The organism is Paenibacillus sp. 01L418 (assembly GCF_056400045.1).
The window spans coordinates 1-14,026 of sequence record NZ_JBFTSN010000148.1; the positions used below are offsets into that span (position 1 = coordinate 1).

Annotated in this window: 12 protein-coding genes and 1 pseudogene; 3 read left to right on the plus strand and 10 right to left on the minus strand. The window is 45.0% G+C overall.

The window, feature by feature from the left end:
* A pseudogene (locus AC1DSE_RS18120) lies at positions 1-682 on the plus strand (hypothetical protein); the annotation flags it as partial.
* A 74-nt stretch (positions 683-756) separates the two neighbouring features.
* On the opposite strand, the gene AC1DSE_RS18125 reads toward AC1DSE_RS18120, so the two are convergent.
* The gene (locus tag AC1DSE_RS18125) at positions 757-2,046 is read right to left on the minus strand and encodes an ABC transporter substrate-binding protein (protein ID WP_477510068.1); all 1,290 of its coding nucleotides are present in this window, start codon (positions 2,044-2,046) and stop codon (positions 757-759) included.
* Between the two features lie 122 nt (positions 2,047-2,168).
* Entirely contained in the window at positions 2,169-3,500 is a 1,332-nt protein-coding gene (locus tag AC1DSE_RS18130) for a PhoH family protein (protein WP_477527988.1), read from the minus strand.
* Between the two features lie 118 nt (positions 3,501-3,618).
* Here AC1DSE_RS18130 and AC1DSE_RS18135 point away from each other — a divergent pair, with 118 nt between their 5' ends.
* The gene (locus tag AC1DSE_RS18135; protein ID WP_441882964.1) at positions 3,619-4,155 is read left to right on the plus strand and encodes a YhcN/YlaJ family sporulation lipoprotein; all 537 of its coding nucleotides are present in this window, start codon (positions 3,619-3,621) and stop codon (positions 4,153-4,155) included.
* A 39-nt stretch (positions 4,156-4,194) separates the two neighbouring features.
* Here the strand turns inward: AC1DSE_RS18135 and AC1DSE_RS18140 are convergent, their stop codons facing one another.
* The 7 genes from AC1DSE_RS18140 to AC1DSE_RS18170 form a co-directional block, all read right to left on the minus strand.
* Entirely contained in the window at positions 4,195-4,437 is a 243-nt protein-coding gene (locus tag AC1DSE_RS18140) for a hypothetical protein (RefSeq protein WP_441882962.1), read from the minus strand.
* A gap of 81 nt (positions 4,438-4,518) precedes the next feature.
* Positions 4,519-5,568 carry an LCP family protein gene (locus AC1DSE_RS18145; RefSeq protein ID WP_076268138.1) on the minus strand — a complete coding sequence of 350 codons (1,050 nt, stop codon included), beginning with the start codon at positions 5,566-5,568 and terminating at the stop codon, positions 4,519-4,521.
* 17 nt (positions 5,569-5,585) lie between these two features.
* Positions 5,586-5,858, minus strand: coding sequence for a hypothetical protein (locus AC1DSE_RS18150; protein WP_339208701.1), 273 nt, complete (start codon positions 5,856-5,858; stop codon positions 5,586-5,588).
* Entirely contained in the window at positions 5,855-6,166 is a 312-nt protein-coding gene (locus AC1DSE_RS18155; protein ID WP_076268136.1) for a YlaH-like family protein, read from the minus strand. Before AC1DSE_RS18155 ends, AC1DSE_RS18150 begins: the two co-directional genes overlap by 4 nt.
* A gap of 179 nt (positions 6,167-6,345) precedes the next feature.
* A complete protein-coding gene (gene typA / locus AC1DSE_RS18160; protein WP_441882957.1) occupies positions 6,346-8,187 on the minus strand; it encodes a translational GTPase TypA in 1,842 nt (613 codons plus the stop codon).
* A gap of 39 nt (positions 8,188-8,226) precedes the next feature.
* Positions 8,227-8,709 carry a hypothetical protein gene (locus AC1DSE_RS18165; protein WP_054027942.1) on the minus strand — a complete coding sequence of 161 codons (483 nt, stop codon included), beginning with the start codon at positions 8,707-8,709 and terminating at the stop codon, positions 8,227-8,229.
* 168 nt (positions 8,710-8,877) lie between these two features.
* Positions 8,878-9,540, minus strand: a complete 663-nt coding sequence (locus tag AC1DSE_RS18170) for a TerC family protein (protein ID WP_441882955.1) — start codon at positions 9,538-9,540, stop codon at positions 8,878-8,880.
* 139 nt (positions 9,541-9,679) lie between these two features.
* Between AC1DSE_RS18170 and AC1DSE_RS18175 the strand changes: the two genes are divergently transcribed.
* On the plus strand, positions 9,680-10,387 hold the full coding sequence (locus AC1DSE_RS18175; protein WP_339208698.1) for a TerC family protein: 708 nt from the start codon (positions 9,680-9,682) through the stop codon (positions 10,385-10,387).
* 69 nt (positions 10,388-10,456) lie between these two features.
* Here the strand turns inward: AC1DSE_RS18175 and AC1DSE_RS18180 are convergent, their stop codons facing one another.
* Positions 10,457-13,843, minus strand: a complete 3,387-nt coding sequence (locus AC1DSE_RS18180; protein ID WP_477527989.1) for an NPCBM/NEW2 domain-containing protein — start codon at positions 13,841-13,843, stop codon at positions 10,457-10,459.
* Positions 13,844-14,026 lie beyond the last annotated feature (183 nt).

Genomic DNA, 14,026 nt, shown 5'->3' on the forward strand with positions numbered 1-14,026 from the left:
TACATATGTCGAGCAATACAAGAAAGTTAAAGTGGGTTATGAGAAGCTTGAAGCGAGGCAGAATGAGCTCAATACGATTGAACAGCAGCTCAAAACGCAGAGAGAGCGCGTAGTTGCGCTTGAGAAGCAGCTTGACGAGCAGCTAGCTGGCAGATCAGATGCCGATCGCATACGCATTTTGATGAAGGAGCTTACTTCTTACTGGGAAACAGCAGGAATAGCTGAAGTGAAACAATATTTCCGAGCACTCTCGAAGGCTATGCAGAAGCTGCCAAGCTGGGTACAAGAAAATAAGCAGCTGCTCGAAATAAAAGGTTTTCAATACACCATTCGCGTGCCCGAAGATGATTTAAATACATTCCTTCGCGAGCAAAATGATATCTTCAATCATTTCTCTTTTGAATTCATTGATGACAAGGTCATTGCTCAAGGAAAACGCGACAACATGGAAATAAAAATCAGCGGTCACTACACGATCGAAAATGATCCCAAAAACGCCATCCTATTTCATGTCGATGAACTCATATTTAATGGCTTCTCCCTTCCTGACACGACACGCAGTGCGCTCGAGAAGGAATTTGATCTCGGTTTTTATCCTGATTTAATCGTTTCATTTCTTAAAGCGAACGCAGTTGAAATGAAAGACGGAGAATTGACCATCAAGCTTAGCCTAAAGTTATAGCTGCTGTCATCATTCATCTATCAAGCAAAAAAACAGCCTGCCATCATTGCAAAATGAGGCCGGCTGTTTTCATTTTACTCTAAAGCGGCAAGCGACTTCATATATTCAGCCAATTGAAAATTGCCATCGGAAAACATTCCCCATAACTTCTCCCTTTGACGCCATTTCTCAGGCCAAATGGGATCTGAAATCGGGAGATCTTCATCTGCAAGCTTAGTGTTCAGCGCATTTTTCCACCAAGCAGGCGGGATATGAATTTGCTCGCTTTGAAGGGTGCTGTTAAACGAATATAATGATGATCTTGCAGGTAAAAAGCCAAATCGGTCATAGGTCATCTGTTGATTCATTAATTCGGTCATTTCCCCAATCCAAAGCATCGCTTCCTCTTCTTCATCGCTGTTTGAGGAAATCGCGTAGCTTCGTCCATTCAACCATGGATAATAGACTTGCTCACGATCAATCGTTAATTTCATTCGCAAATCCTCATTTAAACGCTTGTATTGATTCCACGGAATTACAGCTGCAAACAGATTATTATTTTGAAACTCCTCTGCTAATTGATTGATTGCATCCACATCGATTCTGCTCAAATTCACTTCCATTTGTTGAAACCATTCCAGCTGCTGAGTCTGCTGTTCACTCAGCGGAAGCAATTTCAACAAGTTGGCTGGTTTCGTTTGAAATGCGGCTAACCAAGTTAGCTGCTGCTGCAAATCGCCTGCACTCCAGTTTACAATACTCGCTTGCGGGTGAAGCTCGATCATTTTTGAAGCGGCGGCTTGAAAGGAAGCAAAGTCAGAAGGAGGCTCCTTAAGACCTATCTCCTTAAGCAGTGCAGAGTTCCAAACGATGATATACGGGTTTAAGTCCTTTGGTACGCCCCATAAATAACCGTTCCATCTGAGCGAATCGAGCAATCCTGTCATTTGATCGGTGAGCGTGTCACCTGTCATCATGCTGTCTGCAGGCTTTAGAAACCCTCGTACAGCAAATGATCTAACCCATCCATTATCTAACAGCATAATATCTGCGGCTTCTCTCTGCTGGCTCTGAAGCGTCCACAGATCGTATGCTCTTTCCTTATTCGGCTCATTTGAAAGCTCGACTTGAATATGAGGGTATTTCATCATAAAATTCCGGTTTAATTCCTGCAGCTGTTGATATTGCATGTTCGGCAAGGAAACGCTTACAGTAATGTCAGACAGCTGATCAACAACTAGAGTACCGGGAGCGGGTTGAACATTTGTTTTCCCGTCAGGTTTTCCAGTGCTTGCAGGGTTTGCATTTCGTGAGAATGGGATAAGTAATAATGCTGCTAACAGTAATGTGCCGAATAAAACCAGCACGTATTTTCTGGGAGTCACAGCCTTCTTCCTTTCATCCTTAAATCTACTAAAAATAGGATAACAATAATTTGTTTTTTTGTCCAAAAAACCTTATATTTTTGCAAATAAAAAAAGCCCCTCTCCAAAGAGGGGCACAATCGTTATAGTAAATCCGCTGCCAATTGGGCTAGCTTGGAGCGTTCGCCTTTCTCAAGCGTCATATGGCCGCTGATGCCTTCTGCTTTGAAGCGTTCCACAATATGGGTCAAACCATTGCTGATCGAATCCAGATAAGGGTGATCTATTTGCTCAGGATCTCCCATAAGAACAATTTTACTTCCTTCACCGACCCTCGAAACAATCGTTTTCACCTCATGTTTCGTAAGGTTCTGTGCTTCATCAATAATAATGAATTGTCCGGGAATAGATCGGCCGCGAATGTAAGTTAAAGCCTCGACCTGAATGCTGCCCATTCCCATCAATATCTTATCAATGTCGCCTGATTTCTTCGTATCGRACAAATACTCCAAATTATCATAAATCGGCTGCATCCATGGCCGCAGCTTCTCTTCCTTCTCGCCTGGCAAATATCCGATATCTTTCCCCATAGGTACGACAGGCCTTGCGATTAGCAGCTTCTTGTATTTATGCTCATCCTCCGTCTTCAGAAGACCCGCTGCCAGCGCGAGAAGCGTCTTACCCGTACCAGCCTTGCCGGTAAGTGTCACGAGCGGCACGTCGTCATTTAGAAGCAGCTCAAGCGCCATGCGCTGCTGAGCATTGCGAGCGGTTATTCCCCAAACCGGGTCATTGCTTAAAAATAAAGGTTCAAGCCTTGCCCCGTCTTGGCTAACCTTAAGCAGCGCTGACTTCGAGGTTCCCATTTCATCGCGCAAAATCACAAATTCATTCGGATTTAATCGAATATTTAGGTGCATGTTGTTAACCGTAAGGAAGCGATAAGTGTAAAACTCGTCTATGACTGCAGGATGAACATAAAGCGTCATATAGCCCGAATAAAACTCCGACGAAACAACAACCCGATCAGATAAATAATCTTGAGCCTGCAAGCCTAGAACATCAGCTTTGATACGAACGAGTACATCCTTGCTAACTAATACGATACTTTGTTTCTCCGGCTCATTTTCCTGTTCTATATGGTAATTCAGCGCAACCGCCAAAATCCGATTATCGTTGGACATTTCCCCAAACATTTCTTGTACTCGCATGAAGCTGCGGTGATTTAATTCTACCTTGAGCAAGCCGCCGCTAGGCAGTTCAATCCCTTCATGCAAGTGGCCTATTTCTCTCATCTTATCGAGCAGACGCGAGATCGAACGCGCATTTCGTCCTAATTCATCAGCCAACCTCTTCTTTGAATCAATTTCTTCCAACACAACCGCGGGAATTATGACTTCATTATCATCGAAAGCAAAAATCGCTTGCGGATCATGAAGCAGCACATTTGTATCGAGCACGAATATTTTTTTCATGAGAACCCTCCCGGTGTTGGATATTCATTAGAGGCCATACATAGCATATCGCTGCTGCGGGTAAACTATGGCGGACAGGTGACTATCAGCTTTTCATCGAGAAAAAGAGGTGTCAAACATGTACAAATGGCTTACTTCTGCGATCATTGTTGCGATTGTTGCGACAGGTTGCAGCACCGTCGCACGTAATGAAACATCACCCTCTCCACGAAATGATGGCCGTGTCCATACGCAGCAAACCGAGCCAAGGAAAAAAGAAATTAAAAACTCGGAACAGGTTGCGGTACATCTGGAGCAGTTGGCCAAAGGAATTGACGGAGTTACGAACGCGCACTGTGTCGTGTTCGGGAATACTGCAATTGTTGGCATCGATGTAGACGCCAAGATGGAGCGTTCTAGAGTCGGTACAATCAAATATGCCGTAGCCGAAGCATTCCGTAAAGATCCATACGGTATAGATGCACTCGTGACTGCAGATATCGATATGTCCCAGAGAATCAATGAAATCGGCGCCGATATTAGACGTGGCAAACCGATATCCGGCTTTGCCGAGGAGATGGCCGATATTATCGGCAGAGTAATTCCACAAATGCCGCGTGATGTCATCCCTCAGGAACTCGAAAAACAAGCTCCAAAAATGAATAAGAAATTGTAAAGGCATCCCTGAAGACACAAAAAGCCTAGTGAGCTATCACTAGGCTTTCTTCACAGCTGCGAGAACCTGTACAACAAAGGTGTTCGCAGCAATATTCATATTCGGTTCCTCGCACGCAAGGGTAGTGGACAAGCTTACGACATCGTCGTTCGCACTCAGCCCACCAGAAAAGTTCAAGGCCAGTCCGTCAGAAACCGCATCAATTCTGTGCATTAGAACGATAGATTGCTTATGCAAAACTTCGATCGGTAGCTCGGATACTAAGGATACGGTATTGGTCATTCGCATGACCTCCTTCTGAACAGATTTCAAAAATGGCCTCTGTAGATTTATTATAGCTATAATATTAGCTACAGTCTACGGTTATTCAGCCATTTTTGCTTGGAGTGCAGCCCGAGCTTCCTTCAGCTTCTCTTCGTCCATATAAACATAAGGACTTCTCCAAGTTCCTTCAAGAGGGATGAATGTAATATCATTGCGGCTTAAACCCAAATAAGTCGTCATCATATTTTTTATTTCTTTGGAAGGCATATCCAGCGTCAAGTTTTTGCCGACTGCTTGCATGACTGATCCAATCTTCGTAACGCCGTCAAATGATTTCATCTTGTCCGTTAGTGCTCCGATAACTTGGCTTTGCCTTGCGTTGCGCTCGAAGTCGCTTGACATGTTTTTCCCATTATTTGATTTCCGGTAACGAACAAAGTCAAGTGCTTTCTCACCGCTTAGCGTTTGAACGCCTGGTTCCAAGTCGATATTTGTTCCATCAGCAGAGTCCTTGTATTTCATACGCTTATCAACATCCACTGACACGCCGCCAAGCGCATCAACAACATCAGCAAATCCTTGGAAGTTAATGACTGCAGAGTATTTAATGTCGATGTCGAACAGCTTGCTCATGACGTTGCGCACTTCTTGCTTCGCATCCGCATAAGCTGCTTCTTTGCTTAATTTCTTCTTATTGAGCGCATTCATATAGAAATCAGCATAAAAGCTATTGGCTTTGCGAGCTCGATATCCTTCGATATCAATGTTAGTATCCCGAGGAATGGTAACGATAGTAGCGCTCTTCGAATTCGGATTAAATACAGCGACCATCATAACGTCTGTATTCAAACCTCCTCCATGAGCACGAGCATCGATCCCCATCAGAAGCATGGCAACTGCCTTCTCATTTACAGCTTCTCCAGGCGGTATAACAACCTCTTCATCAACTGGCGATGAAATTTCATCAATGGCTTTATCCGCTTGCAAGACCAAATAAGTTAAACCCGCTGCTACGATCAAAAGTATTGAAAATAGCAATGTGAAAAAGATTTTCATTGCCGAGCGTTTTTTTCGCGGCTTCTGCTTTTTTGGTTTTGCTGGTGGACGAGAGCCCGTTCTTGGTGGTAATGCTGTTGATCCTTTACTCATATGATCCACCTTCAAGTTCAGTTGTATTTGGGATTGGATTCAATATCCGTCAAGAGCTGTTCACCCAGCTCACGAGGATAAAGCTGAAGTTTGGTACGGCCATCCTTCTCGTATTTCACATGAACCATCGTATCATCGGTCTTCGTAATTACAAATTCCGTCAACCCATGATCCTCCGTCAATATTTGCTCAAAAAACGATAGTGTCTCAAATGCTGCATTGTCATCGGGACGAGCATCAGCAACCAGCTTGATTTGAAGCCAGTTGAATAGTGCGTCCTCGAACTTCATTTGCCGGATTCCGCATTTGGAGATTGACTGTCATTTGGTTTGTTGCCCTTCCATTTGTCGTACAATTGACGACCACGGAGCATAAGCATCATAAGAACGGCTACTCCCATACATTGAATGATTGGCAGCTTGTCCACCTGCAAAATCATTAGAACGAAAGAGCCGAAGGCAATCAATGCATACACTAAAATTTCTTTAAATAACGGAAGCTTCTGCTGTGCACGAAATACTTTATTGAATATGTATATCGTAAAACCCAGAATGATTAAATAAGAGACTAGCTTATGATCGCTTAACCATGCTTGCATATCGTATTCCTCCCTCATTCATTGTAAACGGCTTTCGCCGTGCTTTAGTTGCACAGTACGCATAACACTGTGAAATATAAGTGGGATTATAAGTTAAGCAACTTATAATCCCACTTATATTTTAAAGAAAACGTAAGGCTTTGCAGAGCAAAACCTTACGTTCATTTAGAAAACTAATCTTACACGCTTGCTTGCGCATTTTTACGGTTTTTGTCCGCACGTTCGCGCTCGCTTTTGTTCAAAATTTTCTTACGAAGACGAATCGTCTTCGGTGTAATTTCACAATACTCATCATCATTCAAGTACTCAAGCGCTTGCTCAAGTGAGAATAGACGCGGGCTCTTCAATGTTACGGTATCGTCTTTACCTGCTGAACGGATGTTGTTCAGTTGTTTTACTTTACAGATGTTTACGATGATGTCGTTCTCGCGAGTGTGCTCGCCAACGATCATACCTTCATAAATTTCTGTACCTGGCTCCAAGAACTGAATACCGCGATCCTCTACGCCCATCATGCCGTAGAATGTCGATACACCATTTTCACTTGCAACAAGAACACCTTGGCGACGGCCGCCTACACCAGCGCCAGCTAGAGGTCCATAGCTGTCAAAAGCGTTGTTCATAATGCCGTAGCCGCGTGTCAACGTCAAAAATTGTGTACGGTAACCAATCAAGCCGCGAGCAGGGATTTTGAATTCTAGACGCACTTGGCCGTTGCCGTTGTTGATCATGTTGATCATTTCTGCTTTACGAGTTCCTAGGCTCTCCATTACTGCGCCCATGCTCTCTTCAGGCAAATCAATAAGAAGACGCTCGTAAGGCTCTACTTTCGAACCATCGATTTCCTTAATGATAACTTCCGGTTTGGATACTTGAAGCTCGAATCCTTCACGACGCATGTTCTCGATAAGAATACCAAGGTGAAGCTCACCGCGACCTGAAACGACAAAAGCATCCGGGCTGTCTGTTTCGTCAACGCGAAGTGCTACGTCTGTCTCAAGCTCTTTGAATAGACGCTCACGAAGTTTACGGGAAGTTACCCATTTTCCTTCACGGCCTGCAAACGGGCTGTTATTAACGAGGAAAGTCATTTGAAGTGTTGGCTCATCGATTTTTAGAACCGGCAACGCTTCTGGATTTTGTGGATCTGCAATGGTTTCTCCGATGTTGATTTCACGAATACCAGCAATCGCAACGATATCGCCCGCTCCTGCTTCTTCGATCTCAACACGTTTCAAACCAACGAAACCAAACAGTTTCTCAATTCTTGCTTGCTTAACTCCGCCTTCACGAGTCATAACGGCAACGGTTTGACCTTGTTTAATCATGCCGCGGTTAACACGACCGATGGCAATACGGCCAAGGTATTCGTTGTAATCAAGCAAAGTTACAAGGAATTGCAATGGCTGTTCTGTATCTTCAGTTGGGGACGGGATGTTGCTTACGATTGTTTCGTAAAGTGCTTCCATGTTCTCATCTTGTTTTTCTGGGTCAAGACTTGAAGTACCCATCAATGCAGAAGCATAAACAACTGGGAACTCAAGTTGAGCGTCATTTGCACCAAGTTCAATAAACAGGTCAAGAACCTCATCTACAACTTCTTGAGGTCTTGCATTTGGACGGTCAATTTTGTTAACTACAACGATTGGCGTTTGGTTTGACTCAAGCGCTTTGCGCAAAACGAATTTCGTTTGCGGCATACAGCCTTCAAATGCATCAACAACCAAAAGAACGCCGTCAACCATTTTCATGATACGCTCAACTTCGCCGCCGAAATCAGCATGTCCAGGTGTATCAACAATGTTGATCAAATAGTCTTTGTAATTGATTGCTGTGTTTTTTGCCAAAATCGTAATACCGCGTTCACGCTCAATGTCATTTGAGTCCATTGCGCGCTCTTGCACTGCTTCATGGTCGCGAAACGTGCCTGATTGTTGTAGCAGTTTGTCAACCAATGTCGTTTTACCATGGTCAACGTGGGCAATAATTGCGATATTCCGTAAATTCTCTCTTGCTTGCATAACTTGTAATCCACTCCAATTGTTTTTTATTTAAATCTTTTACCAACGCTTGCGTTTGCTTAGCATCATCCAAACACCTGCTGCAATTAACGCAACAGCAATCGCATAAATCCCCCAGCTCCACAAAAGCACAAGAATGACAAACACAGCCGATGCGGCAGCAAGCGCAATCGATGCCGTGAGTACAACACGCGGTCTGGATGAACCGAACAAATAATATTCGTAAAGACCAGCTGCCACTCCAAAGATAAACAGCGGCCACAAATATTTCATACTATCCCATCCAAAAAGGTTGCAAACGACAAACAGCAGGGCATATACGACGAGCATTCCGCCTGGGACGAGCACGACCGCCGGAACTAATCTGCCGAAGTAGAGAACATGCAGAAGCACGCCGGGAATTAAGACGAGCAGCGGCCAGAAGATTGCGCCCAGAAAGCTGAATACACCTAACTTGCCCAACAAAATAACGACCCCGGCTAACAGCAAAATGATTCCAGCGGAATATTTGTTATTAGGCATTCGCGTTCCGCTCCTTACAGCGCCTTTCGCATATGTTGACGAAAGACGACAGTTTTTATCTATATTAGTTTATAGGAACTGAGGCAAAAATACCAGTACGTTGCGAGGGTCTTAACAAAAAAAAAACCGTCCCGCATTATTTTGCGTGAACGGAGCGAGTCATAATCCTTATAAAACAGCCTTTTTTTTGACAATTGCGAGTACAATGACAAGCGGAACACACAGCAAAGGAATGGCTTCAGCAAGCGTTTTTGACCCATGAAACAGCAAATCATTCATGCCAGGGTCATGCATTAGCATTCCACCTGCCGCATAAGCGAGTAAAGCTGCCCCAATATAGGAAAGAGCAGGAAATTTTTGAAGGAGCGTTCCCAGCATTTGGCTTCCCCAAATAATCATAGGTATGCTGAGCGCAATTCCGAGCAAAATAAGTACAATATCTCCATCTGCTACCGCTGCAATAGCGAGAACATTATCAAGACTCATAACGAAATCGGCTACAACAATTGTCCATATCGCTTGACCAATCGTTTTTGCTTTTTTCACCGTATGCATATCCTGATTGCCGCCTGCCTCTGCAAGCAGCTTAACCGCTATGTAGAACAATAGCAAAGCTCCTACGGCTTGTAAAAAAGGCACCTGAAGCAGTTTAATCGCAACGACGGTCAACACGCATCTTAAGCCTACAGCAGCCATTGCACCCCACCATACAGCCCGTTTACGCTGCTCTGGCGGCAGTTGGCCGCTAGCCATTGCAATCACAATGGCGTTATCTCCGCTAAGCAATACATTAATCAAGACGATTTCGATAAATATAATAAGGCTGTCCAAGTTACATACCCCCTCTAATCAGCTGTATGAACAAGCTGTGAGGAATATGTCCATAAAAATTTTTGAATCCCTCTTCACTGCGCAGCGTATTTATTGTAGACTTCAAGATATTCCTTTTTATGGAAGGTGGAAATGACTTATGGAACTATTCTCTGTCGAGTTTTTCTCCGCCCTGCTGACCATCGTTTTTATCGACCTTATATTGGCCGGTGACAACGCCATTGTGATTGGGATGGCAGCACGAAACCTACCTAAGGAACAGCAGAAGAAAGCCGTTATATGGGGAACGGTTGGAGCGATTAGCATACGAATCATTGCCACCTTGCTTGTTGTTCAGCTTCTAAACGTTCCTTGGCTTAATCTTGTTGGGGGACTTCTCCTTGTATGGATCGCATACAAGCTTCTCGTACAGGATGATGCACATGATGGCATCAAATCTGGCAATACCCTTTGGCAGTCGATACGTACAATCATTATTGCCGATGCGGCCATGGGACTTGACAACGTAATCGCAGTTGCAGGCGCAGCCCACGGGAACACTTTGCTCGTTATTCTTGGGCTTCTCATCAGCGTACCAGTCGTTGTATGGGGCAGTACGATATTCATCAAACTAATCAATCGCTATAATTGGATCGTTTATCTAGGCTCAGCGGTTCTTGCATATACCGCTGCGAAGATGATTACACATGAAAAATCGTTTAAAGCATTTTTCGAGAATCAACTCCTCTTCTGGTCCTTTGTTATCGTAGTCATTATTCTTACAATCGCAGCTGGATTATTGACCAATAAAGGCAAAAAACAAAAGGCAGAACAATTAAATAGCGATTCCACTAAGGGAGAACATTGAAAAGCCGTTGTGTTGTTGCATCCAGCAACGATACAACGGCTTTTTCTCATGCTTTAGAAATCATTTTACTCAGTTTAAAAATAACCGCGCATTAGGAACAATTTGCTTCGCCTGCGAAGGGCTTGACCAAGACAACCGGGCATGCGCATTCCCGCCATTTTCTAAATATTCCATCTTAATATCGTACTTAACTCCCGCTGTTAATGATATAGTCGCGCTGAGCTCACCGTTCATCGACTGCCACTGGTTAATCAGCTGCTGGCCATTTACCCACAAGCGAACCCCATCGTCCGTATGGGTATAAAAGGTATAGGTTTCGGTGTATTGAGGCTGTACTTTGCCAGTCCACCGTGCCGTGAACCACTCTCCCGGCACATTTACGGTAGGTCGATCGCCGCCCCAATCGAAGTCAATAACTGCATCTACCCGCTCAAGCTCAAGACTGCCAAAATCGCCAGCAAAGTATTGCCCGAGCAAACCATTTCCAGTGCCGGTTCCTCCGCCAGGTGCCGCATTTGTCGTAACGTTAAGGGCATTGCTTGCGGCGGAAATATTGTTTGCAGCATCTTTGGCTTTCACCGTGAAGCTGTAAGCTGTGCTCGCCGTTAAACCGGTCACTGTAAATGAAGTCGCATTTGATCCTGTTGTCGTACCTGACAGATTGCTTCCATTATAGATATTGTAGCCTGTTACACCCACATTATCTGTCGATGCGCTCCAAGTTAGATTAACGCTTGTATCTGTTTTGCTTGGCGATGCTAGATTAGCTGGCGCGCTAGGTGATACGGTATCCCCTGGATTTGGATTTTGGCCGCCAGATGCTGAAGCAAGTCGTGCATTGGCCCAATCTGCGTGATCATAGCCGATTCCGTCACCAGCATCACCGACAACAAGCTTGAGCACGTTTACACCCGTAACATCAAGATCAATACTTTTTGTCGCTGTATTGGCATTCATAACCCCGCTGTCATAGGCCTTAACCCCATCCGTCCATACCTCAAAAGTAACCGTGCCGTTGTTCACAGCCTGTACCTCGTCATCTACTCCGACATCGGATAGGAACCGATAGTAGCCGCCATTTAAGTTATAAGTGATTTCAGAGATTGCATGAGTACCGATTCCTTTGGCATATGTCGTGCCATTTAAAGTAATCGTGCGCTGTTCATTGCTTTTATCCTTCTGTACATTGCCCCAGCCCGTTGTAGCTGATGCCCACGTCAGGTCGCTAATATACGTATTGACTGCCGGAGCGTTAGTCGTTACATTGACCGCATTGCTCGCCGCAGATCGATTGCCCGCTCCGTCCTTCGCTTTAACGGTAAAGCTGTATGCTGTGCTAGGCGTCAATCCTGTTACCGTTAAACTTGTCGAACTGACACCAGCAGTTGTTCCTGCCAATACGCCGCCGCGGTAAACTTCGTATCCTGTAACAGCCACATTGTCACTTGRAGGTGACCAGGTCAAGCTGACGCTGACATCCGTATGGGACGGAGAAGCCAAATTGGCTGGCACCGTAGGCGCAGTCGTATCAGGAGCATTCGTTGTCACGTTCAGCGTGTTGCTTGCCGCCGACAAATTGTTTGCAGCATCCTTCGCTTTGACCGTGAAGCTATAGGCTGTGCTTGGAGAAAGACCTGTGGCAGAGAATGCTGTACTTCCAGCGCCAGTTGTTGTTCCTGCGAGTGTACCGCCTCGATAAATCTCATAGCCGCTTACACCTACATTATCCGTGGATGGTGACCATGTGAGGTTCACGGATACGTCTGTCTTTGAAGGCGACGCAAGGTTTGTTGGAGCGCTAGGCGCATGTGTAACTGGCGGTCCGGCATTTACAATAACTGTTTGCTCCTTCAAGCTGGCTCTTCCTTCATTGTCCCAAACTACGAGTGTAACACGGTAGGTACCTGCTTTCTGATACGTATAGGTAGGGCTTACCGTTGTGCTTGGTACACCTTCTCCGAAATCCCATAAATGTTCAGAAATGGAGCCATTATCTGTTGAGCTGTTTGTAAACGTTATTGGTGTGCCTAATTGAACAACAGCCGGTGAAGTAAAGTTTGCCACCGGCTTCGGATTCGAGAATCCGCGGCTTGTCAGCTGCGTATTCGTGCCGTTACCGCTAACGGTGTTGCCGCTCCACTCCAAATTCGCTGCACTAGCAGGATACTGATCAATGGATTCACCTGTATTGCCTGTAATTACATTATTGATGAAGCTCAAACGGTCGATGCCTGATGCGGTTGTAATCTCGATCCCCTTGCGACCGTTGTTGATGATCTGATTGCTGTCGAACGTCAGATTCTGTGAATTGCCATGGATACGAACGGCATTGCCGCCATAACCCGAATAAGCGGCTTGCGGGTTGTCGCGCGGACCGTCCTTAAATGTATTTTTGTAAAAATATTGATATTGCTCCGTTTGGCCGGTACCCTCTCCTTGCAGCTGCATTCCCCACATGACTATATTTTGAATCGTATTGTAGCCCCAATATTGATACCCCGTTCCAGGCGACTGCTGCATTCCGACCTGCTGGCCTCCATCAACAAGATTGCCTGTCGTTACGCCATGCTCAACCATCACCTCAAGGCCCATATTCCCCACAGAGCCGTCTGTAGCCTTAACGACATTATTGCGGACTGCGATATACTTGGAGCGCACAGCGCTGATCCAGTGGTCAACCTGGTTGTTCTCAATTAAGGAATAATCACAATCGGTGTGAAGCTCGATGCCTAATCCCTCCGTATGATGGCCCGTTCCTGTAATATTGTTGCCTCGGACGACTACGTATTGACAGCCGTCATTAGCAAAAATGCCTCCTCGCCCCGTATCTTGAATCGTATTATTCAAAATTTGAGCGCCGTTCGAGCCCCAGCCTGCTCTTACCGCACCGCCCCAAGCGGAGTTAACGCCAATATTTGTGATAATATTGTCGCTAATCTCAATATTTTGAGAGCCGATTGCATACAGCGCAAACGGTCCAAACCCCGCAGAGGCTGTAAAATCCTTTACGCGTAATTGACTCATCTTATTGTTGCTGCCGCCCTCAGAAACAACCGCTGACAAAATCGTATTATTGCTGTTGCCATCGAGTGTCAGGTTAGATATTTGTACATTGGATAGATTATAAAAGCTGAACATTCGTTCTTGCCCTGTCGAGGTTGACTTAATTATTGTCGTATCGCGGCTTTCTCCTTTAATATGAACACCTGATTTCCCAGTAACCGTTCCGCTCAAATAATAAGTCCCTGCTGGAATATAAACGGTATCACCAGAGACTGCAGCGTTAATCGCATTTTGGAACGCCGTTTTATCGTCTGCGCCATCCGCTCCATTCGCGCCGTAAGCGGTTACATTTAGGTTTGCAGCAAATGCTTCTGGTACTGGAACAAACGGCAGCATCAACGCAATAGACAAGGAAACACCTAGCAGCTTAGCTTTCATTGATTTTAAGGTCATCTTCTTACATCCTCTCTTTAATCAAATGTGAAGCGGCTTCCTTACTATCGACCTAATGTCATTAACGATCCTCCCTTCCTTTGTCTATGGAACAGCAAAGTATCACTCCTGCCTCTCTCTACAACTATCATGTCAAATCTACTTCACGAAAAAAACTGTACAATAACATAATCCTTGCAAAAG